We start from the raw sequence: 24,806 nt of genomic DNA on the forward strand, positions 1-24,806 counted from the left end.
GAAATGGGGGGGGCTTAGCGAATTTATGATCAGTGCCTTTTGCATACGGCGGCCCCGTTTCGCCTTTGTCATCTCCATACTGATCTCTCTTGCGGGTATTCTCTCGTTGCCATTATTACCGGTGGCGCAATTTCCAGAAATTACTCCAGCCACAATAAACGTTGCAGCCAATTACGCCGGGGCCAGTGCTGAAGTTGTGCGCGATAGTGTTGCCGTGCCCATCGAATCCCAAGTGAATGGCGTGGAAGGCATGGATTATATGTCCTCCACCAGTGGTAACGATGGTTCTTACAGTCTCACGGTAACGTTTAAATCTGGTTATGACGATGATATCGCTCAGGTCAATGTACAGAACCGTGTGGAGCAGGCCACGCCGCAATTGCCAGAGGATGTAAAGCGCGATGGTGTGGTGGTTTCCAAGCAAAGCACCACTTTGCTATTGGTCGTGAACTTATTTTCTCCTGAGCAGAAATTCGATGAACTTTTCCTAGCCAATTACGCAGAAATTTATTTGAAGGATGAGCTGGCGCGCGTATTGGGGGTGAGCAGCGTAGTTATTTTTGGCTCGCGCAATTACGCCATGCGCCTGTGGCTGGACCCGAATAGGATGGCGTCCCTGGACGTTACCACCGAGGATGTTATCAGTGCGGTACGGGCACAAAATGTGCAGGTAGCGGCTGGACAGATTGGCTCGCCGCCCATTCGCAAGGACCAGCAATTTCAATACAACATCCTGGTGCAGGGACGCCTGGTGAATCCCAAGGAATTTGAGGAAATTACTATTCGCGCCAAACCCGATGGCGCCATGGTAAAAGTGAAAGATGTGGCGCGGGTGGAATTAGGCAGTGAGTCCTATTCCTCCTATGGGCAATTGGATAACCAGGCTTCGGCAGTGATCGGCGTTTATCAGTTGCCGGAAGCCAATGCCATTGAAGTGGCTGACGGCATCAAGGCCAAGGTCAAAGAGCTTTCCCAGCGTTTTCCAGATGGCCTAAAGGCAGAGATCCTCTACGACACCACTCTGTTTGTGCAGGCCTCTATCAAAGAGGTGGTGCAGACACTATTTATTGCCCTGATCTTGGTGATCGCGGTGGTCTTCCTGTTTTTACAGGATTGGCGCTCCACCCTGATCCCCGCTATTGCCATTCCTGTTTCACTGGTGGGCACTTTTGCATTGATGCTGGCGTTTGGTATGACTATTAATACCATCACCTTGTTTGCGCTGATTCTGGCGATTGGCATAGTGGTTGATGATGCGATTATTGTGGTGGAAAACACCCAGCGACTGATGAGTGACGGCCTAACGCCAAAGGAGGCTGCGTTGCAGTCTATGCGTGAGGTTACTGGGCCGGTCATTGCCACTACGCTGGTGTTGTTTGCGGTGTTTGTTCCGGTCATGTTGATGCCGGGTATCACCGGGAAAATGTATCAGCAATTTGCGGTTACTATTTCTATGTCGGTCGCGATTTCCTCCCTTAATGCGCTTACCCTGAGCCCGGCACTTTGCGCCAGTATTTTAAAAGTGGGTGAAGAGGGCGAAGTTGCCGGAGTGAAGGAGACCGGGGTATTTGGTTTTTTCAACCGAGGGCTGCATCGCTCCACCAATTTTTATGTGGGCATGGTAAAAGCCTGCGTAAAGATTCCGCTAATCGGAATTATCTCCGTTATCGGTATTTTCCTGCTGGCCTTTTGGTTATTTAGTAGTATCCCCACTGGCTTTATCCCGGACGAGGACCAGGGCACGTTTATGCTACACGTGCAATTGCCGGATGGTTCCTCCCTGGAGCGCACGGGCCCGGTGGTGAATCAGGTTACAGACATATTATTGGAAGAACCTGGTATGGCCCATGTGGTGGGTGTGCCCGGCTATAACCTGCTTACCAACAGTGTCTCATCTAATACTGCAATGATGTTTGCGGTGTTAAAACCCTGGGATGAGCGCACCAGTGAAGAGGATCACCAGTTCGCCATTATGCAGCGGGCACAGAAAAAACTGGCGCAGATACCCAACGCACAGATTATGCCTTTTGTCATACCACCCCTGCCGGGTATCGGTACCGTGGGAGGGTTTGAATTTGTGTTGGAGGATTTACAGGGGCGCAGTATTACAGAATTATCACAAGTAATGATTGATCTGCTGGGTGCTGCCAATCAGCGATCGGAAATTTCTCAGGCCTTCACCAGTTTCCAGGCGGCTACCCCCCAGTTGGAATTAAAGATTGATAAAGAAAAAGCGCACGTACTCGGTGTTCCGTTGCCAGAGGTTTATTCCACCCTGCAGACTTTTCTGGGCGGATATTACATAAACGATTTTAATTTATATGGCAAAGTATTCCGAGTGATCGCCCAGGCCGATGCGCAGTTTCGCGATGACGAACAAAATCTGGCGGGCTTCTATGTGCGCGCCAACAGTGGTGGTCTGGTGCCGATTACCTCGGTCTCCACTATTGAACCGGTTGTGGCACCACAAACCATCACCCGCTACAACCTTTATAACAGTGTGACGATTAATGGCGCTCCGGCGCCGGGTTACTCAAGTGGTCAGGCCATGGATGCCATGGAGGAGCTGGCCTCCAGGCTGCCGGAAGGCTACGGCTATGAATGGACCGGGATCAGTTTACAGGAGGTTACCTCAGGCAATCTGGCTCCCATCCTGTTCAGTTTGGCCATAATATTTGTGTACCTGTTTTTGGTGGCCCAGTATGAGAGCTGGAGTATCCCTATTGCGGTGCTCTTGTGCGTGCCTATTGCGATTTGCGGTGCCATGTTGGTGGTGTGGCTGGCCGGATCTATCAATAATCTCTATACCCAGATCGGTTTGGTATTGTTAATTGGTATGGCGGCGAAGAGCGCAATTTTGATTGTTGAGTTCGCCTGTGTGGAACGGGATAAAGGCAAGTCTATTGCCGAATCTGCGATTTCAGCCACCCGCCTGCGTTTCCGGGCAGTATTGATGACGGCTATGTCGTTTATTCTCGGAGTGATACCTTTGCTGGTAGCCACAGGCGCGGGTGCCGTAAGCCGTATTTCCCTGGGGCTGGTCGTGTTTGGCGGTATGCTCGCAGCCAGCCTGTTTGCCACTTTACTGGTGCCTGTGTACTACGCGTTGGTGCAGGCGCTTCGTGAGAAGCTCAAAGGGGGCTATACGCCCCAGTCCCAGCTGGATGCAGCTTCGGCTGAGCGGCAGTAACTGGCTGGGAGCCGCAAATGGAGATTGCGGTATACAGCTCGGTGTTATCACCGGGAATCGGTATGATGAACGTTAGGGAGCCTTTGTTGTATGAGGCGGGATAAGTGGATATGTTATCGATTATCGAAAAGAAAATTTCCCAGCAAATAGAAGAGCTGGAGGCTGGCGTACCAACAGGGCCAGAATTGTATGGCCATGCTGCAGTGTTGATTGCTCTTACCGAAGAGCCAGACCCCCATGTAGTGCTGACTAAGCGCGCCGATACACTATCTACCCATTCCGGAGAAGTTTCCCTACCGGGCGGGCGTTGGGATGCCACCGACCCCTCCCTGCAATATACCGCCCTGCGCGAAGCTCAAGAGGAAGTGGACCTGCCTATGAATCAGGTGCGGATGCTCGGCCCTCTGTGGCCACGCACTACTCGCTGGCAGGTACATGTCACTCCCTGGGTGGGGGTGATCTCACCAGATACCCATCTCAGGCCCAACCCTGGTGAGCTGGATGCGATTTTTCGTGTGCCTTTGTCGTTTTTTCTTGACGATCCCCGTATCCGCACTGACCGAATCACTATCGATAATCAAGCTATTTATCTACCCGCCTACCAGTTTGGCGACTATGAAATCTGGGGCTTTACTGCCGGAGTGTTAACCGAGTTCCTGGTAAGAATACTGGGCGCTTCTATTGGGCGCAGGGATGATGTGCCATTACGTACATTGAATTAGCCCTGCTCTAGAGGAATATTTCACGGATTCGGATTTTTTGATACTCGTTATATTGGTAGCTTTAATCTAATATCAGTTCACCCAAGTCTTTCCAGGCATCCTCTAAAAGACTTAACTGGTCACGAGTATTGGGGTCAGCAGTAAGTATGGGAAAATCAGGATCATTCGGTAGCTTAGCAATAACGCCACGGCGGCATTGAAATAGCCAGCTGCCGTCTACCTTGACTAATTTATCATGGTATTCTGCGGCTACGGCAACGCGATAACCAGAGCGAGTCACTAAAATAAATACTGTAGTTGCTTTGCCTGAGGCAGATTGCCCATCTTCTGAAATATGATGTAATGGCGAACAGGTAATATGCCGGCTACCCAGTTTGTTGTGGATGACTGCATAGCGCTCTAGTTTTTCTCTTCCTCGGATTACTCGATTGTCATGCTCGAAGCGACCGTCAAGTGTAAAAAGTGACGCCCAACCTCGGGCATCACAGTTATCGATAGTTAAAGTGTAGCGAGCAAGTAGGTCGCTAATTGCGAATCGGTCTCTGAATAGCTGAAGTTCATTCATCATTTTATCCACTGATTATTTCGCTTTACTATTTATGAAAATAGCTCCTAAGCCGTGTTTCTGGAGATCACTTATAGGTGCAGCTTCTCCAGCCTGTACCCTGGTGTAGAAAAAATTAGGATGCCGCCGAAATAACTTTTGGGTACAAAGAGGCTTTCAAAAATCTATTATTCTTGCTTAATACCATAAATGGGCAGCTTAAGGATAAGCATGTCATGCAGACTGATGTTTCGATGGATCGCGATAAGACTCCGTTTTTTGACTGGGTGGCCAGGACAGATGATTTTGTAGTTAATGAACGCTGGCGCCGCTGGAAGGAGCTGATGGAGGCTGGTCTACCTTACCGCTGTGAATTGTTGCTCAAGTCTCATCATAACAGTGCGTATTATGGGGAATTTGCAGTATCTTCCAATCCTGAAACGGGAGATTCATTTGCTCGAGCCTGCTTCTCTGGGAATTCTTTCCATCGAGCAAGCAATCACTTGAGTGATGGCTATGCCAATTATACATTGATATATCTTTTATCTGGCCGTGGTGCTATACAGCGTGGGAGTTATTTTACCCCGATGAATCCCGGTGGACTCTACTTGGTTGATCTGGCGCAGACAATTACTCATGATTTGGTTCATGAAAGTCGCTCGCTATTGTGTCGCATTCCCCGTGAGAAGCTCGAGGGGTTTCGTTCAGGTCCCAAGGATAACTGTCCTCTGACCATAGATGGTAGCAGTGGTCCCGGCCTCTTATTACGCAATTATCTTTTGCTGTTTCCCCAGGCCAAACAGAGGTGCACCTTTGCTTCTTCCAGCTTTCTCTTTAATCCGATAGCCGAATTAATTATTGCCTGTATCCAGGAGAGTCGTGGCAATTTGCAGGCGGAGTCGGAAACTCCGAGTCGCTTAAAGTCTATTTTTCAACAGGCTTGCAGGCTGATTCAAAAACACTGTTGTGACTCGGATTTGTCCGCGCCACAGCTGGCAGCGTCATTGGATATCTCAACCTCCTATTTACATAGAGCGTTGCGTTTTCATAAGACCTCTTATATTAACTTGGTGAGACGTGCCAGGGTGGAGGCCGCATCCGCACAGTTATTGGCAGCCGGGAAAAATGCGAGTATTTTACAAGTGGCTTTCAATTGTGGATTTAACGGCACCAGCCAGTTTTCCCGGGCATTCAAAGAGGAGTTGGGTCTTAGCGCCTCTGAGTTTGTAAAGCGCTCTTTTGTGGAGCGGGAAAGAACTCTGGCACTTGAAAATTGACCCTGCCTGTAGGGTTTTTTCTTTTTATTTATTGTAAATTTTTATCGGATACTAAGGCTAAGGTCCTACCTGTGTTCGATAGCCCCTTAGTCGAAGTTAACTCGGAAGCTAGTGATAAGATGACATTAATGTTCTCAAAATCTTGGTGAAGTGTTGAACCTTTGGCGGAGGCCTTTTAGAAAAAAGGTGCATATAATGAACGGGAGTTGAAGCTACTGTGGCTAGATGCCTTAAGGAGTCTTCTCTAACCAATTTTTTTGCAATAATGTCTGGTAGTCTTGCAACCCCTAAACTCATTGTTGTCATTTGTAAAATGTTATGTAGTGAGTTGCAGCGTATCTTGGGAATAACTCGAATCTCTTTTTTACTACCCAGCTGATATTTCACCGGGGTGCCTTGCCAATCATTGATAATATGTTGCCAGTTGCGTAATTCGGTAAGATCGTCAGGTATTCCTCCCTGTTGCTCTATATATCCTCTACTCGCATAGAGGCTTTCCCGGATTATTCCCAGCTTTGACACTTTGGCGGATTGCATATCCAGGTTGCCTACACGAATTGCCAGGTCTACTTGGGAATCAATCAAATTCATAGGGGCATCATCCGCCAGTAAACGAACCCCCAGCTGTGGATGCTGCTCGTTAAGCTGTCTAATTGCAGGGACTATAACCGGCTCGCAGAGCGCGTGGGGAGCTGTGATTGTCAGTGTGCCCGAGAGTTCCTTGTTATTACTTTTTAAATCGGCCAGGGCGTTGTTGTAGATATCCCGGATCTCGCGACAGTGAGCGTAGAATTGGGCTCCTGTCTCCGTCAGTGAAAGCGAGCGGGTGCTCCGGTAAAGCAACCTTGTACCGAGATCTTCTTCCAATCTAGTCACTGCCTGGCTAATTGCCGACTTGGTACGTACCAGCTTGTCTGCTGCGGCAGTAAAGCTGCGGGCCTCAACTACGGCTAAAAATATCTGCATGTCCTCTAGGCTGGGTTTCATAGTTTAATTTCACTAAACACTAATTTGGTTGAATATGTGTTTATCACAGGCGGTGCGTTAGGGCAATATGCTTATGAAAGTTAAAGATCAAGCCTTTATCAAGAGGAGTCGGATATGAACAAGCTACTTATTGAGAAAACTATTGTGGCCAGCGAACAGTGGAAGTCGTTTTTTAATCAAGGGAATGCTGAAGGCTGCGCTTCAATGTATGAACAGAATGCTCAAATGAATGCCAGGCCGTTTGGTGTATTTCTAGGTCGGGAGCAGATAAAAGCTTTCTGGCAAAACCTAGTGGCTCAGGGATTCTCTGATGTGGCTTATCAGGATACCGAGATTGAGGTAGTTGATGGTTCCTCAACAGTTCTTACCAGTAAGTGGAAGATGAACAATGCGCAAGGAGTTATCACTCGGGAACTATGGGTCCTGCAAGAGGATGGAACCATGCGCCTGCGCGAGGATGACTTTGAGGCTATAGAACCAAGCTGAAGGTAACAGTATAAATACTTCTGATTTTCGCTGCTAACTAGCAGTATCGCCAATGCTCGCTGGCCAAGAATTTTTGGTCAGTTTTAATGAATAGATATTTTATAGGTGTTAAGTGTAACAAAAACAGATCCACCCTCGACTAAGAGGTGCTTTTTCAATTGAAGGGTGCGTAGATTTCTTTGAGAAATAAAAAGAGCAGTTTTTTAACTTTTTAATTAAATTGGGTTAACGTAAAGGATATACAAGATGCCAGAATATCATCATAAGTTCCAGTGTAATAAGTGTGGTATTTTTGTGGTTGAAAACGGTTCTCCGTTGCCTCCTCCGGTGATGGAACATGCCTATTACCATGCCCATAATGTTATCAGTCAGTTTGGTCCTATCTATAAGGGGATAGCCCCTAAGCGCCGGCCAATGTTGCATTGCCAAAAATATGTCAAATATATTCAGACAGTACCGAAGGCTGGCTCTGCCCAAAATTTAGGGAATCAGGCCGTCAATAAAGTTAGAACACTAGCCAGGGACCGTGGCGGAAATGGTTCGAACACACCGAGTATGGTAGCAGTTATGTACGACAGTGTATTAGAACAGTGGTTTGAAGGATCAACAGGGAATGGAACCAGTCGAAGATATATCCCGAATACGATTTGGAACACTATTCCGGCAGAACTGGATGTAGACCGATATATCTTTGGTCGAACCTGTGCTGAGGTAGACTGCCTGAGAAGGGCATTCAGTCAGCGGCGTAAATCAGGAGAAAACAGTCAATCTATCAAAAATAGTATTTTTGCGGCTCGTCAGCCCAATAAGCACAAAGGGAAATCGGATAGAAGGCCTCCTTGTGGTGCATGTAAGGCATGGATAGCCAGAGCTGGGGCTAAAGCATATTAATTCTTTTATTTTATTATCGAGACATTGCGGCTTAGCATAGTGAGTGGGGGCCGATCATCAATGTGTTTCTACTCGCTGCACTAAGTGTACTGACGGATGCGCAATTGAAGCCCTATTTCTAGTCAATGATTAGCCCTCTGAGGCTGGAGTAGGAGGCTTTATTTATTACATTCCCTGAATTTAGGCAGATTGCAATATCAGAGCCAATTGCGTTAAGCCTGGATAGATACTGATTGACGTGATTATCTTTCCACAGGGCAAACATAGAATACAGCAAATCTTATTTATGTTTTGGTCAGGTGCTGAATCATTGTCTTCTTGTTGATTTTCCATATTCTTGCAGTATGGCTAGTGCTCGTGTAACTATCATAGGGGCTTCGACAATTGGTGCTATCAATGCCTGATGGGTTCGCCCAGTTGCTGCCATGCATCTAATAAGGGTTTTATTACATGTGCAGTTTGCTGATCTGCATTGAGTAATGAAAATTCTGGATCTTCAGGTAAGCCAGAAGCGATGGCACTTCGGCGCAGGAATAGCCGCTCACCATTAACCTTCACAAGTTCATCGTCATACTGGCCCGCCATTACCACGCGATAACCTGCGCGAGTTGCTGCAAAAAACTACTATGGTTGATTTTCCCTTATCGGTCGCCCTATCGAGAGAAACAACATAAAGATATGAAGACGTGATATGTCGGGTACCCAAACGGCTGTGGACAAGCAGGTATTCATAAAGTTTTTGCCGCACTTTAATCATCAAACTACCGTTTTCAATGCGGCCATTTTCGGTAAATAGTGAGGCACAGACCTTGGCGTCGTGATTATCTATAGTGAGAGTCAAACTTTTACAGCAAATCGAAAATTGTCAGATTCTCATAAATAATATTTTCATCCTCCATAATAATTCATATGTTCTTTATATATAGCTATGGTATTTAGGGGCAGAACTGGCTTTCAGGAATTGAAAGAGGGGTGTTGACAGAAAGTATCAGTACCTTTGTCGATTCTTTTGAGGATGGGTTAAGCGCTTTATGACCCTGTTGATTTAACGGCACTCCCTTCAGCGGTAAATCTCCACCAAAGTGCACATCACCTGGTTGGTAGGTTACACAAATCCCATCTTTTGTTGTTGTTCTCCATCGGCCGGATAAGGTAATGACCCATTGTGGACTGGGGGTTGGGTGGAAATCACTTTCCCAGCTGGGAGGTAAAATGGCAAACTCACTGTTTATTACCTCTGGCAAATCTTTGTAGTGATATTCTGGATTGGGATTGGAATATTGGATTAATGTAAAGCCAGTTAAATAGTGCTCTGTTGTCCTGGAAATATGACTTTTGTCTGTCCAAAGGTGGTAGTATTTTTGCTGGGCTTCATGGGTTGTTTTCATATTTTTCATTAAATTTCAAGATAGTGGATGGCATTATCTGAAGTGGCGTAAAGTCTTCCCTCTGCCATTGCTATGTTTACAAAGTTAATATCCTCAGAGTTTTCGTAGAGACACTGCAAGTTTTCTCCTTGTGCTGAACAGGTCATCAACTTATTTAAGCTGGTAAATATTAGCTGTTTGTTCTCTCCAATAATTATTCCATCGATAAAACCCTGTGGGGGTGTTTTGATGATTGTTTCTGTTTGAACATTGCTTGACCCACAGCTGAGCTGGAGGGTGAATATAATTTGTTCATGGTTGAGGTCGTAAAAAGGCTTTTCTTTTGTGATGCTGCAGTTATCAACTAGAAACAAAGTTTCTTGATTGCGGGAGAGTGCAAGCCCGTGAGGAACAATAAATTCGTCGCCCAGGCAAAATAATTGCGATGCTTGTGCATCATAGGAGTATAGGCCGGTGGGCAATTCGCTTTGTGGTTTAAACCCCTGGTAGTAACCATAATCGGGGTCGGTAAAGAAAAAGTGGGAGTCTGCTTGAACTATCTTGTTAGGTGAGTTAAAGGGTAGTCCTTTGAAGTTGTCAACAATAATCTCTCGGCAAAAGCTATTTAAATTTATGCGGCTAATACATCCAGGACTATCATGGAATCCCTGTTCAGCCACTAGCAGGTGATTTTTATCAGCTGTCAGGCACATACCATTAGCCATATTGCTTCGTTCAATTACCGTATGTATAGACCTGTCTTTAAAATCAAAATAACGAATGGCCGATGGAGTTCGATAATCTTTTGAAGGTTTGGAGGTGAAATATAATCTCTTTTGCCAATCGACCCATACGAGGCCTTCATGTGCATCGGTTTCAACTAGCGGGTGAAGGCTATATTGCATAGATTTACCCTTTGATTTTGTTGTTCAGTGCTAAAGATACCTATCGCCTAGAGGCTTGTGATTTTTAAAACCGATAATTTTTTCTTCGCAGTAACTCACTGGCTTAAAAATCTAATAATAGCAGAGCTGCATTTTCTTAAATGTGCATCTAAGGACCACTTTCTACCACCGGTTAACACGAACGATAGGCAGATAAATGACCAAAATAAGGGGTATTCCCATCCACCATAAACAGTTTGCTCTACACCATTAATAACAATGCCGCTTGTATGGTCAGCCCAGCTGAAGCCGGCGAGATAGTGACGTCCTGAAAACAAGGCGATGAGCAAATAAAGTGACGTTCCTATTGCTGCGAAACGAGTGAATAGGCCAAAAGTGAAACCAATAAATGCGGCAAATGCGCAAAGCCCAGATATAACTACCATGATGCTGGAGAAACCTATAGCTGTGAAATATTGAACGACTTCTTCGTAAGTCTTGGCGCCTAGAAGTCCGAATTTTTCAGCAAAATGGTGAGTAAAGTTAAGCCCAATATAAATACGTATCAGCGCTAGTTGTAAATCGGCGGGGTTGCGATAAGGCTTTTCCATTAATTTTTGCATTGAGCTTTCTCTTTTGATTTCTATCCATGGCATCTAATCTATTTTACTGAAATCACACTTTTAACGAGGCTTAGTTTTCTTGCGGTCGTATATTTACATGTCTTTCATATGTTCTTTATGGAGGCATGAAAATATTCTTTGGTCGATTTGTTGGTTGGCATATCGCACGGTGATACTAGGCTTTTATATAGCTAACCTAAAATTAAGGAATTCCTTCATAATTCTTTAGGCTGCTTTGAAAGCTAGAAGGCTGATGTTGAAGGTTGCAACTGCTGGGTCTCAGCTCTTGCAAAGGCCATTGGCCAGGAGTTTTGTCTAACCTCTACAGCCTTAGGGGTCCACAAATGTATTACGGAATTTTTCAGGGACTCCTTAACTATAAGTACTCTCTTCATCAATACAGTAATTATCGACTTTGGCAGTGCCGACTATGGGAAAACTAAGCAACAAAGTCGCCATTGTTGTTGGCGGTAATGAAGGTATCGGTGATGGGACTACTCATCGCTTTGCGGAGGAGGGCGCCAAGGTGGCTATTTTGGCGCGCCGCGCTTTGGAGGGGCGAAAGGTCGAGCAGTCCATTCGTTCTTCCGGCGGAGAAGCTACTTATATCCCCTGCGATGTCACCGATAACAAGTTAGTCAGTCAAGCAGTGATGGAGACAATCAGTTGCTACGGGGCAATCAATATCCTGTTTTACGGTGCAGGGACGGGTGCGCCGAATATGTTTCCCTACGAGGGCTTACAGGAGTGGGAGGAGGTTTTTAAAGTCAACCTGACTGGCTGTTTTCTGATGTGTAAAGCGGTTTGGCCCTACCTGATTGGCGCAGGGGGTGGTGCCATTATTAATGTGTCTTCGCTTGCTGCGCAGAGTGCGCCAACCGATACGCAATTGGAGCAGGTTAGTTTCCTGCCATCAGCTTCTTACTATGCCTCGAAAGCAGGGGTGGAAGCCTTTACTCGTTATATTGCCGGAATTGGGGCACGTCACAATATCAGAGCCAATTGCTTGCGGCCTGGGCAGATACTGACCGAGGCGGTTACCTCTCCAGAGGGCAAGCATGTCTTTACTAACTTCTTAGAGCCCGCGCAGATGCTGAAGGGGCCAGGATACCCGCTCGATGTTGCTAATGCTGCTGTGTTTTTGGCGTCAGATGACTCTCGCTTTATCACGGCAGAAACGATTAATGTGGATGGAGGCTTGGTAGCCAAGGTTTGAGATTTGCTGCTCAACTTTTGGTCTATGGGTACTGTATCCAATCGGTTTTTGCGATTGAGCGTCTATTTAACCCTTTAAGTCTATTTATAATAGGCGGCTATTTTTCCTTCCGGAACTGATTATGCCGAGACCCAAGTCCACTGTTTCTCTGGACGAGGTGCACTGGGGTGCGCTGAAAACCCTGTTCCCCTACTTATTGGAGTTTCGCCGGGCTGTCGCCCTGGCAATTTTGTGCCTGATTGGGGCAAAAATTGCGGGGGTCACTTTACCCTTTATCCTCAAACATATCGTCGACAATCTGGATAAAACCGGTGGTGTTGCCCAAGCCATAGCCCTGCCACTGGGACTGTTATTGGCTTATGGTGCGGTGCGATTCTCCAGTACTCTGTTTGGTGAGTTGCGGGATACCATCTTTGGCCGGGTGACAGAACGGGCTCAGCGTCGAGTTGGCCTGGAGGTATTTCGGCACCTACACAAGTTGGATATGGACTTTCACTTGGATCGGCGTACCGGGGGGCTCTCTCGGGATATTGAAAGGGGCAATAGTGGCATCGGCTTTTTGATGCGCTTTATGGTGTTCAATATCGTACCCACTTTGCTTGAGATCGCCATGGTAGCGGGCTTGCTCTGGTGGAATTACAGCGGCGTGTTTGCTCTGGTAGTGCTGGTTGCCGTTATTGTTTATATCGGTTTCTCTGTCGTGGCCACCGAGTGGCGCACCCGTTTTGTGCGCGCCCTGAATGAAGCCGAATCCCAGGCCAGCAGTCGTGCGGTAGACAGCTTGCTCAACTATGAGACGGTGAAATATTTTGCCAATGAGCGGCACGAAGCGAATCATTACGATCGTGAGCTGGCGGTATGGGAGCGGGCCCGGCGTAAAAACCGCCTTTCGCTGTTTAGCCTAAACACTGGTCAGGCACTGATTATTGCCTCTGCCATGTGCGCAGCGATGATTTTGGCGGCAGTAGGTGTGACCAAGGGGCAGATGACCATCGGAGATTTTGTCCTGGTTAACGCCTTTATGATGCAAATTTTTATCCCGTTGAATTTTCTCGGTTTTGTCTATCGGGAAATGAAAGGTGCCCTGGCCAATATTGAAAAGATGTTCTCTCTGCTCAGGGTTAAGCCAGCGGTGGCCGATCAATCCGAGGCCTCAGATTTGCAAGTTCAGGAAGGGCGAATTGAATTTGATGCCGTGCGCTTTGGCTACAAAGACAATCGTGAAATTTTGCGCCAGGTTAGTTTCTCCGTGCTGCCATGCCAGAAAGTGGCGATTGTGGGAGCCAGCGGGGCCGGTAAGTCGACCCTGTTTAAGTTGTTGTTCCGCTTTTATGATGTAAGTGATGGGTCGATTCGCATTGATGGCCAGGATATTCGTACGGTCAGTCAGGAATCCTTGCGTCGCGCTATTGGTGTGGTGCCCCAGGATGCGGTGTTATTCAACCAATCAATCAAAGAAAATGTGCGTTATGGGCGGGTGGATGCCACTGATGAGGAAGTGATGGCTGCAATTCATCATGCTCATCTGTCGGATTTTGTCCGCCAGCTGCCCCAGGGGGTGGATACTCTGGTTGGTGAGCGCGGCCTTAAGCTATCCGGTGGTGAAAAACAGCGGGTTGCCATAGCGCGGGCGCTGCTCAAAAAACCACCGATTATGATTTTTGATGAAGCCACCTCCTCTCTGGACAGCCGTTCGGAACGCAGTATTGTCGCCTCTCTGAAAGAAATTGCCCGCGAACAGACCACACTGGTGATCGCCCACCGTCTTTCGACAATTGTGGATGCCGATAAGATTTTAGTCATGGATCAAGGCCAGATCGTTGAGCAGGGTTCCCACAGCCAGCTTCTGGAGGAAGGCGGGCACTATGCGACCCTGTGGCGTATGCAGCAGCAGGAGCGTACGGCTGGAATAGGAGAGGAAACTCCTGTGGCTTCTCAGGTGGCGGAGCCATAAAAGCCTGTCTTGATAATTGTGTGTAGCCAGACTAATGTGGCGCCGAAACAAAAAAATGATAGGCAGAGCGATATGACCATTCCCTTTCACACTACCAAGATCGCTGCCGCACTGCTGGCCATGGCGCTGGTGGGCGGCTGTAGCAAAGACAAACAGGCCGAGGAAATCCGTAAAGATGAAGCGGAGGCACAGATTGTAGAATCTGAGACGGTCACACCGCCCGCAGGCCAAGCCATAGAAAACGCTGATAAGCGTTTTAATATTTATGTACCGGTAGAACTTACCGCTGATATGAGTAATCTTAGCGAGAATCAGCGTAAGATGATCGGCCTGTTGATTGATGCCAGCCGGATCATGGATCGACTGTTCTGGTTGCAGTCCTACGGCCCAGCAGAAGTGCTGCTGCCCGATATCGAAGACAACCGCGCGCGCAAGTTTGCCGAGATTAATTACGGTCCTTGGGATCGCCTCAATGACAATAAGCCGTTTATCACTGGCTACGGTCTCAAACCCCTGGGTGCCAACTTCTACCCGGCAGATATGACTCGCGAAGAGTTTGAGAACTGGGACCAACCTGGAAAAGATGGCCTCTACTCTCTGGTGCGCCGCAACGATGCCGGTAAGCTGGAGCTGATCCCCTACAGCAAAGCCTACAATGCTGACCTGAAGAAGGCAGCGGATATCCTGCGCCAGGCAGCCGCGCTGGCGGAAAGTAAAGAATTCGCCAACTATCTGGACATGCGTGCCGACGCGCTGCTCAATGATAATTTCCGTCCCAGCGATATGGCATGGATGGACATGAAGGAAAATGATATCGACGTAGTGATCGGCCCCATTGAAAACTACGAAGATCAAATGTTCGCCTATCGCACGGCTTACGAGTCTTACGTACTCCTCAAAGATAAAGAGTGGAGTAAGAAGCTGGCCAAGTTTGCTGCGCTGTTGCCTGAATTACAGGAAGGCTTGCCGGTAGAAGAAAAGTACAAGGCCGAAGAGCCAGGTACCGATTCTGATCTGAATGCGTACGATGTACTTTTCTACGCAGGTCACAGCAATGCGGGTTCCAAGACGATTGCCATTAACCTGCCTAACGATGAAGAAGTTCAGCTGGCGAAAGGCACTCGTCGCCTGCAGCTGAAAAACGCTATGCGTGCCAAGTTTGACAAGATCCTGGTGCCCATCAGCGATGTATTGATTGCTCCAGATCAGCGCAAGCACATCACATTCCCCGCTTTCTTTGCCAATACCATGTTCCACGAGGTGGCGCACGGCCTGGGTATTAAGAAGACTGTGACCGGCGGAGCAAATGTACGCCAGGTGTTGAAGGAGACTTCTTCCTCTCTGGAAGAAGGCAAAGCCGATATTCTCGGCCTTTATATGGTGACCCGCTTGCATGAGAAAGGCGAGATCCAAGAGGGCGAGCTGATGGATAACTACGTTACCTTCCTCGCTGGTATTTTCCGCAGCGTGCGCTTCGGTGCAGCCAGTGCCCACGGTAAGGCCAATATGATGCGCTTTAACTTCTTCAAAGAGCAGGGCGCCTTTGCCCGCGATCCGAAAACCGGTCAATACAGTGTGGATTTCGAAAAAATGCAGCAGGCCATGACCAACCTGTCGCGCCTGATCCTGACTATTCAGGGTGATGGTAACTACGAGCAGGCCAAAACTCTGCTCGCTGAAAAAGGGGTTATCGGTCCTGAGTTGCAGGCTGACCTGGATCGATTGGCAGAGGCGGATATACCCGTGGATGTTACTTTCATCCAGGGTAAAGAAGTTCTTGGCTTGAAGTAAAACTAAGCAAATTTTCACCTTGAAAAGCCCGGCATTTGCCGGGTTTTTTTATTTTTACCTGGAATAAACTCTTAGGGGAAAGTAGGGGAGCAGTTTAGATGCAACATATATTGAGTATCAGATGTTGCTTTTACGGAGACTCTTTTATCGGTTGATAGAAAAAGCTGAGTGATTAATCATAAAAAATGAGGAAATTTACATTGGAGAAATACTACAGTAGGTTGATCATCATTTTGGATTTATAGTTGAGTCTATTTAATTACCCTGTTATCTGTTTTAAAGACCGTATCTAAAAATTTCAAGGGAAAAACATGGAACGTATTTTATACACTGGTACTAAAAATGCCTCCAGCTGGGCTTTTCGGGCATGGCTACCTTTTAGGGAGCTGGGTATTGAATTTGAAGAGCAGGTTGTTGATATTCGCAAGCCGCAGCGTTTTGAAAATCTTCGCCGGATTGGTGAGATATCCCCCTCTGTTTCAGTACCCGTATTGGTTGAAAACCAGAGTGTTATTTTTGATTCCCTAGCCATTATGGAATATGCCAACGATATTGGCGGCGGAAGTTTACTTCCCTCAGATCCTTTGGCCAAGGCTAGAGCACGTTCTTTCTTAAGTTGGCAACATGCGGGTCTCTCAGGGCTGTGTCCACGACTTTCTTTTGAAAGCGCTTTTTATCAGGATAAGCGTCAGATGACCCAGTCTGAGCAGGCAGATGCGGAGCGACTGTTTCACTGCTGGGAGCAAGAATTAGCCCATAGTGGTGGCCCTTACCTTTGTGGTGATCTCTCCCTCGCAGATCTTGTACTGGTGCCCACAGTTATCAGGTTGTATGCCCATAGCCCGGAAATGTGCGATTGGCCCCGGGCTCATCAATGGGTAATGAGGCTTCTGGCAAGAGAGAGTGTGGAAGAGTGGATGTCGGAAGCCAAAAGCTTGCCGCCGATAATTCTGGATGACTACCGAAGGTAAAGAGGAGAGAGGCTTCCATTACTGGTTTCCTCACTCAATGGGTACTTTAGGAACTAGTTTATGTGCTTCTTTGTGTCGTCCTCAAATGGCGTATATAACCTGAAAAATGAAGGAAGCTGCGTATTTTCTGTGGGAAGATCCGCAAATGTGAACCTATAGATTATCCAAGAAAAAAAGACGACTAGAATAGGGTGTGATATACGTCAGATTTGCCCAGTGGAATTGGGCGGTCCATATCTAAAAATTAAGGATAATTATTAGAACTATGAAAATACCAGCCCTGGTTCTTGCCTTCTTCTTTAGTCAGTATGTACAGGCGTCTTGTCAATTAGAGGAATATGAACGTTTTCTAAACACCCAGAGTTTGGTGATGTTGGAGGCGTCTGTGCAGTTGTTTGAAGAAGATAAAGATAAATTCAAAATAATAAAGCCGTTTGTGAAGTTGGAAGTTAGAAATAACAAGCTGAAAGTCTATATCGCCAAGAAACTTAGTGAGTTGAATCCCGAGGTGTTAAATCTAAAGGGGCCAATTGCAAACTATGTGCCCAGTGTGTCTGTTCAGATAATGCCGGATGGGTCAATACGGGATAAGGTTGACCTTGCTATGTCCAAGGATAAATTTTATAGAAGTGAAAAGTCGGCCATGAAGCCGATTGAAAAATTATACCTCTATCATGACGGCATGACGGAGCTTGAGAAAAAGCGCTTTCTCTCGGCCAGAAATTCCTTGAGTGCACACATGGAAACCAATGAGCAGTTTGAGTTTATGAAGCGAGCTTTCACTACCTCCCTGGCAAGTGTTTGCCCTTTGGATTGATAGAGTTCTGGAGTATGCGGTATGGATAAGATGAAAATGTAACTTAATATTTAAAGCCAGGTTTCTACTTAAAGGGGCACTAAGTTGTCCCTTTTTTATATTTGTTTATTTTGTGCTGCGTTGTATATGTTGCCTGTAATAGAGGTGCTACTAGTAATAATCTAGTTGTTATTTTATAAGTGGGAAGTTTAGAAGAACATGGAAATTAATATTTATCAGGTAGATGCCTTTGCATCCAGAATGTTTTCTGGCAATCCGGCCGCGGTTTGTCCACTTGATGAGTGGCTCGCAGATATACAGATGCAGAATATTGCTGAAGAAAATAACTTATCTGAAACGGCTTTTTTTGTTCCAGAGGGAGAGGGTTATAGGCTGCGATGGTTTACACCTGAAGCTGAGGTGGATCTCTGTGGTCATGCTACCCTGGCAGCAGCCCATGTTTTGTTTAAGCATTTATCGTACGCAAAGCCTGTTATCAACTTCGAAACGCGCAGTGGCTTGTTAAAAGTGGGGCTCTGCGAAGGCGGCTATAAAATGCGATTTCCTATCAGTATCCCTGCCCCAACGGAATGTCCATTAGGTTTGGCTGAGGCTTTAAGTGTGGTTCCTGTGAAAACTTTGGCTGCCTTTGACTATATCGTTGTACTGGATAGCGAGACTCAACTAAAGAGCGTTAAGCCTAATTTCATGTTGATGGCTGAGCTCGATTTAAGGGGTGTGGTGATTACCGCTCCGGGGGATCACTGTGATTTTGTCAGTCGCTGTTTTTTTCCCAAGCTGCGAGTCAATGAAGACCCAGTAACAGGATCTGCACATTGCGAGTTGGCACCCTATTGGAGTCAGGTTTTGGGTAAGTCACATCTCAATGCAATGCAGCTATCAAAGAGGCGCGGAGTGCTCACCTGTGAGGTTGTAGGTGATGAGGTTATTCTTATCGGCCAAGCCGTTGACTATATGCGCGGTCAAATATCGTTTCAATAAACCTTTGTAAACATAAAGCCCCGGAACTCGGGGCTTTATTGCTTTTATAAGGGCTTTACTACGGCAGGCTTATGGGAACCGCACAGGCGAGATAGATATCCAGCTTGTTATTGGTGAGCTCCAATCCGCCAAGAGTCAGGCGTACCTGGTTAAAGTCTGCCTGAGTATTTGCCAGTAACAGGCGGTGATTTTGGGCACCATTGACCTTAAATGGAGCCAGCATATAACCGCTGATGCTTTCACCTGTGGCAGTTCCGTCCAGATAGGTACTGATGGTAATGCTGTTGAGGTAGATAAGATCCAGCACTGAGCTCGTATTTTCCACTAGGAAGCTAAGCAGGTAGCGACCACTTTTCACGTTACTGTGGTTGACCTGGATATAAGTGCTGCCTCCAGCGCCACTCGCAACTTCCATTCTGGCGGCATCGGAGGGTATTCCATTGCCTACTTTGGCTAATGAAACTACTGAGCAGCCATCGCAGGGAGCATTGATACCATGTTCCAGCTCTGTGCTAGCGCCATCCATTATTTCAAGCCCCTCGAAGGAAGTGCAGGAAAGGACAGTATCGTAGTCACAGGCGTCACCAATGCCGTCCTGATCAGAGTCTTCTCCATTCGGATTCCAGGCTTGAGGGCAGTTATCTGAGGTGTTTTCCACACCATCGTTATCTACGTCGGGGTCGCAGGCGTCGCCCTGTCCGTCTCCATCACTATCTGTTTGCGTTGGATTGGAAATATCTGGGCAGTTATCTGCGCTGTCATCCAAGGTGTCATTATCGATATCACTATCGCAGGCGTCGCCGTTGCCATCTTTATCCCCGTCTTCCTGCTCCGGGTTTGGTACATGTGGGCAGTTGTCTAGGGTGTCCTCGATGCTATCTCCATCGACATCGTTGTCACAATGATCACCGCTTCCGTCGCCGTCACTATCGCTTTGATCATTGGGAGCGAAGGGACAGTTATCTTGTTCATTCGTCGTACCATCGCCATCCCGGTCATTGTCACAAATGTCTCCCAGGCCATCGTTGTCCTGGTCTGATTGATTTGGGTTCGCTACTGCGGGGCAATTGTCCACACCATCGTCGAAGCTATCGTTATCTGCATCGGTATTGGTATCGCAGGCATCCCCGACGCCGTCCCCATCATGATCCTCCTGGAGTGTGTTGGGGTTATGGGGACAATTGTCACTGCTATTTACGATGCCATCGTTATCCAGATCGGGGTCGCAGGCGTCACCGAGGTAGTCGGCATCGCTATCCTTTTGATGGGCATTGGGGTCGAAGCGACAGTTATCGATCAGGTCGATGATACCGTCGTTATCATCGTCGCTGTCACAGATATCGCCGATCTGGTCACTATCGTTATTGGCTTGGTCTCGATTGGGAATGGCAGGGCAGTTATCTTCTGTGTTGGCACTGCCGTCACCATCCTTATCGCTGTCACAGGCGTCACCAATACCGTCTCCGTCTCGGTCGAATTGGCTGGTATTGGCAATGTTTACACAGTTGTCGACATAGTCAGTAATTAAATCCCCGTCGATATCAGAGTTGTTATCACAGGCATCGCCGAAGCTGTCACCGTCGGTATCTACCTGGTCCTCATTGGCCACGAGGGGGCAATTGTCTGCATCGTTGTCTACCCCATCGTCATCCCTGTCGGAGTCACATAGATCGCCTCTGCCATCTCTATCAGTGTCGGTTTGATCTGCATTGGCATCGACGGGACAATTATCGGCATGGTCTTCAATGCCATCCGCATCATCATCGCTATCGCATAGATCGCCCTTTCCATCGGAGTCGATATCACTTTGGTCGCTATTGGCGATAGCAGGACAATTATCAGCTTCATTATCAATGCCGTCGTTATCGAGGTCCGGATCGCAGACATTGCCTAATCCATCGTTGTCCTGATCCTCTTGTGCTGGGTTTGGTTTGCCAGGGCAGTTGTCACTGATATCTTCGATGCTATCACCGTCATCGTCGTTATCGCAGGCGTTGCCCGTGCCGTCGTTGTCGGTATCCACTTGATCTTCGTTGGGCACTTGCGGGCAGTTGTCTACACCATCGTCCAGGCCATCATTGTCGGTATCGCTGTCGCTATCACATAGATCGCCAATGCCGTCATTGTCTTGATCGGTTTGGTCTGGGTTGGAGACGGTGGGGCAGTTATCGAGGCTATTGGTGAAGTCATCGCCATCGAGGTCGTTATCGCAGCTGTCACCGACACCATCGCCATCCATGTCACTCTGTTCATGGTTGGCGTTTGCAGGACAGTTATCCGCATCGTTTACTACTTCATCACCATCGAGATCTTCATCGCAGGCATTGCCAACTTTATCGCCGTCACTATCTGCCTGATCGATGTTGGCGATTTGTGGACAGTTATCTTCTAAGTCCAGATGATTATCATTGTCATCATCGTTGTCACAGGCATCACCGCTACCGTCGCTGTCGAGGTCATCTTGGGAGGGATTACTGATGCTGGGGCAGTTATCGTCGGAATTGCGAACGCCATCTTCATCACTGTCTGTCACGTTGGAGCCCGGGGGAAAGTTATCGGCGGCTCGGGCTTTTCCTTTGTCCGATCCGCAGGCACTCAATAGCAGTAGCGAAAGAAAAAATACAATTAACGAAATTTTTGACATGCTTTGAAATCTCTGGAAACAAATACTTTTTTGTTATCTGCTGGGGAAGAACTGTCATTTGCTACGAGAAAATAGAAGTGAAAATAAGTGCCCACTTCTTGAAGGTTGCTTCCCTATAGATGTAATTGGTGGAGTAAATACCTGATTTTTATTTCTTATCAGAATAGATAAGCCACCGAATTTCGATGTGGGTAAATATGTGTGATTTCTATGAATAAAGGTAATGATTGAAAAAATAATGGCAGTTTATTTTTTTAGTTTTTCTTGTTGGCAGTGAGGGGAGTGAAAATGCCCGCACATTTGTGCTGAGAAATTTTCAGCTTGTTGCCGGTGTGTATTTTTGATGAGGAATAAGCGGAAAGACGTTGATGGTTTTGAAAATTTCTTGTGAGCTGTAAAGAGTAATCAGGTGCGTAAATTAATCGGGCAACCGGATATAGTCATTGCCGCAGCAAACGTTGGTTATGTGAATTTATTTCTCATGATAACGAAGGCTTGAGTCTTGTTATGACTATCGGGTCTAATGGTTTTTGGGTCAGTTCCGTTTTTGACTAGTTTCCAAGGCAGCGTGGAAATACACTGGAGGTCAGATTCGGGAGGGCAAATGAAAATTGATGCGGCAATTTGTTCCAGCGCGCGGCTTGCGCGTGATCGGCGTTTTGATGGGCGTTTTTTTACGGCAGTGAAGACGACAGGTATCTTCTGTCGACCCATCTGCCCCGCGCGGCCACCGCTGGAGCGCAATGTCACTTATTTTGAGACTGCGGCGGAGGCGGCCAATGCGGGCTTTAGGCCTTGTCTGCGCTGTCGCCCCGATTCTGCGCCGGGCAGTCCAGCTTGGGGATTGGTATCAACCACCGTGCAGCGCGCTTTGAAACTGATGCGCAGTGAGCGTGAGCCTCAATCTGTGGAGCGACTGGCAGAGCGTCTTGGAGTCAGTAGCCGTTATCTGCGCCGCCTGTTCTCTGAGCATCTGGGGGTAAGCCCCTTAGCGGTTTGGCAAACTGAGCGGGCACTGTTTGCTTTTCGTTTACTGCGAGATACGGACTTGCCTATTGCTGAAATCGCCTACGAGTCTGGTTTTAACAGTTTGAGACGCTTTAACGGTGTATTCAAACAGATCTATCAGCGCACCCCATCCGAAGTGCGCAGGGAGGGGCACGTAGTGCGTGCCGAGAAGGTGAGTGCCACACGCGTACGGCTGTACCTGGATTACCGCCCGCCATTAGATTGGCAACAACTCCTGGCTTTTTTGGGGACCCGCGCTTTGGCCGGGGTAGAGCAGGTGGAGGGGGAGGTCTATTCACGCAGTTTCGAATTGGATGCCTGTCGCGGCGTGATGGAGGTTTCCCACGATCCGAAACGAAATCGCTTGGTAGTGGAGGTTTTTGGTCAGGAAGGTGGGGCAGGGTTATATCTGCTGAACCAGCGCCTGCGCCGGCTATTTGATCTGGATGCGGATATTGAGGAGATTCAGACGGTATTAAATGAAGATCCACTGCTGGCGGATCAGTTGGCGAAGAATCCGGGCCTGCGCTTGCCCGGTGCTTGGGATCCATTTGAATATGCACTGCGGGCGATTCTCGGTCAGCAGATCAGTGTCGCGGCGGCGACCACTATTGCCGGACGTATAGTGGCCCGCTACGGGGAGTCTTTTGTGGATGATGCTGGCAGAGAGCGGTTTTTATTCCCAACGGCGGAGCGTCTCGCCGAGGCGGACTTTGCCGATCTGGGCTTGACCCGGGCTCGAATGAAAACCCTACAGGAGTTTGTTGTCGCAACTTTGGATGGCCGTGTGAGTTTTGCCGATCAGTCCCTGGAGGATTGGTGCAGCCAAGCCACAGCACTGCCGGGTATTGGCGATTGGACGGCGCATTATATCGCTATGCGCGGCCTGTCGATGCCGGATGCTTTCCCCGCGTCGGATTTGGGTATTCTACAAGCCTTGGGCAGTGATGGTGAAAAGGCAAAACCCAAGCAGGCCCAGGAGCGGGCAGAGCAGTGGCGGCCCTGGCGGGCATATGGAGCCATTTTGTTGTGGCAGTCCCTGAAATCTGGAGAGAAAAAATGATTGTCTATGAGAGTTACACCACGGAATTGGGGGATGTTGCCATCGCGGCCTGCGAGCAAGAGGGGCTCTCCCGAGGCGCCAGAGGTATAGTTGCACTCCAGTTTTATGATGATGAACGACCATTGCGTTTGGGGGGCGGTTGGCAGCGGGGCGCCTCGGAGCTGACGGATTTGGCTGCCCAGCAGTTGCGGGAATATATCGCCGGCCAGCGCAAAAGCTTCGATCTGCCTCTGGCGCCAAAGGGTACTGAATTCCAGTGCCGGGTTTGGGATGCGCTGTTGCAAATTCCCTTTGGCGAAACTCGCAGTTACAGCCAGCAAGCCCAGTGGTTGGGCCAGCCACGGGCTATTCGCGCGGTGGCGCGGGCCAATGGTGCAAATCCGATTGCCATCGTTATTCCCTGCCACCGCGTAATCGGAGCTAATGGCAGCCTTACCGGCTACGCCGGCGGCCTGTCATTGAAAGCGCGCTTGCTCACCCTTGAGGGTGCCAACTTTGTCCAGCAGGGCGAGCTGCTCTAGCGGGTAATATTGGGAAAAGCGCAATCATCTCTCCCTAGCCACGGCCTCTTTGGCGCGAGATAATAAGCGGTTCATAATCATATCGAGCCGGAGGCCAAATGCTGTACAGATTGGGGGATAAACAGCCACAACTGGAAGGTGAGGGCCACTATATTGCGCCCGGTGCCCATGTGATTGGAGATGTGCGTATGCTTGCGCACAGCTCCGTATGGTTTAACGCGGTGGTGCGCGGTGACTGTGCGCCTATTACTATCGGTGAATACAGCAACGTACAGGATGGCTCGGTTCTGCATGCCGATGTCGGTGTGCCATTAACCATCGGTACCGGTGTCACCGTAGGCCATAAAGTGATGCTGCACGGCTGTGACATTGGAGATTACAGCCTGATTGGTATCAATGCCGTGATCTTAAACCGGGCCAAAATCGGCAAGTGCTGTATCATTGGCGCCAATGCGCTGGTGACCGAGGGCACAGAAATTCCCGATTACTCTATGGTGCTGGGCTCTCCCGGCAAGGTAGTAAAATCTCTCGATCCCGCCACCTACGAGCTGCTCAAAGCCAGCAGCGATCACTATGCGGCCAACGGCAAACATTTCGCCAGTGAGCTGGTCCCGCTTGAGGCTAAAGATGTCTGAACAACCGGTAAAAACCGTGGAGCTGAAAGAGCGCCCGGTGAAATCCCCCTGTATCTCCGTATGTGCCCTGAATGAGCAGGACCTGTGCGAGGGCTGTTTTCGCAGTGGTAACGAAATCAGCCGCTGGGGCTCCATGAACAATGATGAGCGCCGTGCAGTGTTAAAACTCTGCACTGAGCGCGCGCGGCAAATGGGCCGAATCTGGTAAACAATCGATAGCGCTTTGTCGGGGCC

22 protein-coding genes are annotated in these 24,806 nt (G+C 48.2%); 15 read left to right on the forward strand and 7 right to left on the reverse strand.

All coding sequences use genetic code 11. The features are described 5' to 3' along the window. Positions 1–25: 25 nt before the first annotated feature. Both ACJJIJ_RS02780 and ACJJIJ_RS02785 read left to right on the forward strand, forming a co-directional pair. Positions 26–3,190, forward strand: coding sequence for an efflux RND transporter permease subunit (locus tag ACJJIJ_RS02780; RefSeq protein ID WP_444938581.1), 3,165 nt, complete (start codon positions 26–28; stop codon positions 3,188–3,190). A gap of 110 nt (positions 3,191–3,300) precedes the next feature. Beyond that, positions 3,301–3,912 carry an NUDIX hydrolase gene (locus tag ACJJIJ_RS02785; RefSeq protein ID WP_252085055.1) on the forward strand — a complete coding sequence of 204 codons (612 nt, stop codon included), beginning with the start codon at positions 3,301–3,303 and terminating at the stop codon, positions 3,910–3,912. A 61-nt stretch (positions 3,913–3,973) separates the two neighbouring features. Here ACJJIJ_RS02785 and ACJJIJ_RS02790 read toward each other — a convergent pair whose 3' ends face one another. Further along, entirely contained in the window at positions 3,974–4,480 is a 507-nt protein-coding gene (locus ACJJIJ_RS02790; RefSeq protein WP_444938582.1) for a nuclear transport factor 2 family protein, read from the reverse strand. Between the two features lie 212 nt (positions 4,481–4,692). Between ACJJIJ_RS02790 and ACJJIJ_RS02795 the strand changes: the two genes are divergently transcribed. After that, positions 4,693–5,733 (forward strand): helix-turn-helix transcriptional regulator, encoded by a 1,041-nt coding sequence (locus tag ACJJIJ_RS02795; protein ID WP_444938583.1) that lies wholly within the window; start codon positions 4,693–4,695, stop codon positions 5,731–5,733. Between the two features lie 108 nt (positions 5,734–5,841). On the opposite strand, the gene ACJJIJ_RS02800 is transcribed toward ACJJIJ_RS02795, so the two are convergent. Continuing rightward, positions 5,842–6,720, reverse strand: a complete 879-nt coding sequence (locus tag ACJJIJ_RS02800; protein ID WP_444938584.1) for a LysR family transcriptional regulator — start codon at positions 6,718–6,720, stop codon at positions 5,842–5,844. Between the two features lie 114 nt (positions 6,721–6,834). On the opposite strand from ACJJIJ_RS02800, the gene ACJJIJ_RS02805 reads away from it, so the two are divergent. Together ACJJIJ_RS02805 and ACJJIJ_RS02810 are read left to right on the forward strand one after the other, a co-directional pair. Then, a complete protein-coding gene (locus ACJJIJ_RS02805; protein ID WP_252085058.1) occupies positions 6,835–7,206 on the forward strand; it encodes a nuclear transport factor 2 family protein in 372 nt (123 codons plus the stop codon). Positions 7,207–7,452: 246 nt separating this feature from the next. Then, positions 7,453–8,097 carry a hypothetical protein gene (locus tag ACJJIJ_RS02810; protein ID WP_444938585.1) on the forward strand — a complete coding sequence of 215 codons (645 nt, stop codon included), beginning with the start codon at positions 7,453–7,455 and terminating at the stop codon, positions 8,095–8,097. A gap of 393 nt (positions 8,098–8,490) precedes the next feature. Here ACJJIJ_RS02810 and ACJJIJ_RS02815 read toward each other — a convergent pair whose 3' ends face one another. From ACJJIJ_RS02815 to ACJJIJ_RS02830, 4 genes are all read right to left on the reverse strand, one after another. Continuing rightward, positions 8,491–8,682, reverse strand: coding sequence for a hypothetical protein (locus ACJJIJ_RS02815; protein ID WP_252085060.1), 192 nt, complete (start codon positions 8,680–8,682; stop codon positions 8,491–8,493). Positions 8,683–9,032: 350 nt separating this feature from the next. Further along, positions 9,033–9,494, reverse strand: coding sequence for a cupin domain-containing protein (locus ACJJIJ_RS02820; RefSeq protein ID WP_444938586.1), 462 nt, complete (start codon positions 9,492–9,494; stop codon positions 9,033–9,035). Continuing rightward, a complete protein-coding gene (locus ACJJIJ_RS02825; RefSeq protein WP_444938587.1) occupies positions 9,494–10,369 on the reverse strand; it encodes an SMP-30/gluconolactonase/LRE family protein in 876 nt (291 codons plus the stop codon). Before ACJJIJ_RS02825 ends, ACJJIJ_RS02820 begins: the two co-directional genes overlap by 1 nt. A 95-nt stretch (positions 10,370–10,464) precedes the next feature. Beyond that, entirely contained in the window at positions 10,465–10,971 is a 507-nt protein-coding gene (locus ACJJIJ_RS02830; protein WP_444938588.1) for a DoxX family protein, read from the reverse strand. A gap of 430 nt (positions 10,972–11,401) precedes the next feature. On the opposite strand from ACJJIJ_RS02830, the gene ACJJIJ_RS02835 reads away from it, so the two are divergent. The 6 genes from ACJJIJ_RS02835 (at position 11,402) to ACJJIJ_RS02860 (ending at position 18,701) form a co-directional block, all read left to right on the forward strand. Beyond that, positions 11,402–12,187, forward strand: a complete 786-nt coding sequence (locus ACJJIJ_RS02835) for an SDR family NAD(P)-dependent oxidoreductase (RefSeq protein WP_252085065.1) — start codon at positions 11,402–11,404, stop codon at positions 12,185–12,187. Between the two features lie 121 nt (positions 12,188–12,308). Beyond that, the gene (locus ACJJIJ_RS02840) at positions 12,309–14,141 is read left to right on the forward strand and encodes an ABCB family ABC transporter ATP-binding protein/permease (protein WP_444938589.1); all 1,833 of its coding nucleotides are present in this window, start codon (positions 12,309–12,311) and stop codon (positions 14,139–14,141) included. A 72-nt stretch (positions 14,142–14,213) separates the two neighbouring features. Continuing rightward, the gene (locus tag ACJJIJ_RS02845; RefSeq protein ID WP_444938590.1) at positions 14,214–15,932 is read left to right on the forward strand and encodes a DUF8614 domain-containing protein; all 1,719 of its coding nucleotides are present in this window, start codon (positions 14,214–14,216) and stop codon (positions 15,930–15,932) included. Positions 15,933–16,243: 311 nt separating this feature from the next. Continuing rightward, the gene (locus ACJJIJ_RS02850) at positions 16,244–16,903 is read left to right on the forward strand and encodes a glutathione S-transferase family protein (protein WP_444938591.1); all 660 of its coding nucleotides are present in this window, start codon (positions 16,244–16,246) and stop codon (positions 16,901–16,903) included. A gap of 385 nt (positions 16,904–17,288) precedes the next feature. Further along, positions 17,289–17,720 carry a hypothetical protein gene (locus ACJJIJ_RS02855; protein WP_252085069.1) on the forward strand — a complete coding sequence of 144 codons (432 nt, stop codon included), beginning with the start codon at positions 17,289–17,291 and terminating at the stop codon, positions 17,718–17,720. 198 nt (positions 17,721–17,918) lie between these two features. Further along, the gene (locus ACJJIJ_RS02860) at positions 17,919–18,701 is read left to right on the forward strand and encodes a PhzF family protein (protein WP_252085070.1); all 783 of its coding nucleotides are present in this window, start codon (positions 17,919–17,921) and stop codon (positions 18,699–18,701) included. 58 nt (positions 18,702–18,759) lie between these two features. On the opposite strand, the gene ACJJIJ_RS02865 is transcribed toward ACJJIJ_RS02860, so the two are convergent. Beyond that, positions 18,760–21,345 carry a thrombospondin type 3 repeat-containing protein gene (locus tag ACJJIJ_RS02865; protein ID WP_252085071.1) on the reverse strand — a complete coding sequence of 862 codons (2,586 nt, stop codon included), beginning with the start codon at positions 21,343–21,345 and terminating at the stop codon, positions 18,760–18,762. 604 nt (positions 21,346–21,949) lie between these two features. Here ACJJIJ_RS02865 and ACJJIJ_RS02870 point away from each other — a divergent pair. The 4 genes from ACJJIJ_RS02870 to ACJJIJ_RS02885 all read left to right on the forward strand — a co-directional run bounded on the left by ACJJIJ_RS02870 (position 21,950) and on the right by ACJJIJ_RS02885 (position 24,780). After that, complete coding sequence (locus tag ACJJIJ_RS02870; protein ID WP_252085072.1) at positions 21,950–23,416, forward strand: DNA-3-methyladenine glycosylase 2; 1,467 nt, start codon at positions 21,950–21,952, stop codon at positions 23,414–23,416. Continuing rightward, positions 23,413–23,937 carry a methylated-DNA--[protein]-cysteine S-methyltransferase gene (locus ACJJIJ_RS02875; RefSeq protein ID WP_252085073.1) on the forward strand — a complete coding sequence of 175 codons (525 nt, stop codon included), beginning with the start codon at positions 23,413–23,415 and terminating at the stop codon, positions 23,935–23,937. Before ACJJIJ_RS02870 ends, ACJJIJ_RS02875 begins: the two co-directional genes overlap by 4 nt. Positions 23,938–24,035: 98 nt before the next feature. Continuing rightward, positions 24,036–24,572 carry a gamma carbonic anhydrase family protein gene (locus ACJJIJ_RS02880; protein WP_252085074.1) on the forward strand — a complete coding sequence of 179 codons (537 nt, stop codon included), beginning with the start codon at positions 24,036–24,038 and terminating at the stop codon, positions 24,570–24,572. Beyond that, positions 24,565–24,780 carry a DUF1289 domain-containing protein gene (locus tag ACJJIJ_RS02885; protein WP_444898769.1) on the forward strand — a complete coding sequence of 72 codons (216 nt, stop codon included), beginning with the start codon at positions 24,565–24,567 and terminating at the stop codon, positions 24,778–24,780. The genes ACJJIJ_RS02880 and ACJJIJ_RS02885 overlap by 8 nt, the downstream gene beginning before the upstream one ends. The last annotated feature ends 26 nt before the right edge of the window (positions 24,781–24,806 follow it).

The organism is Microbulbifer mixtoriginis (SeqCode) (assembly GCF_052467945.1).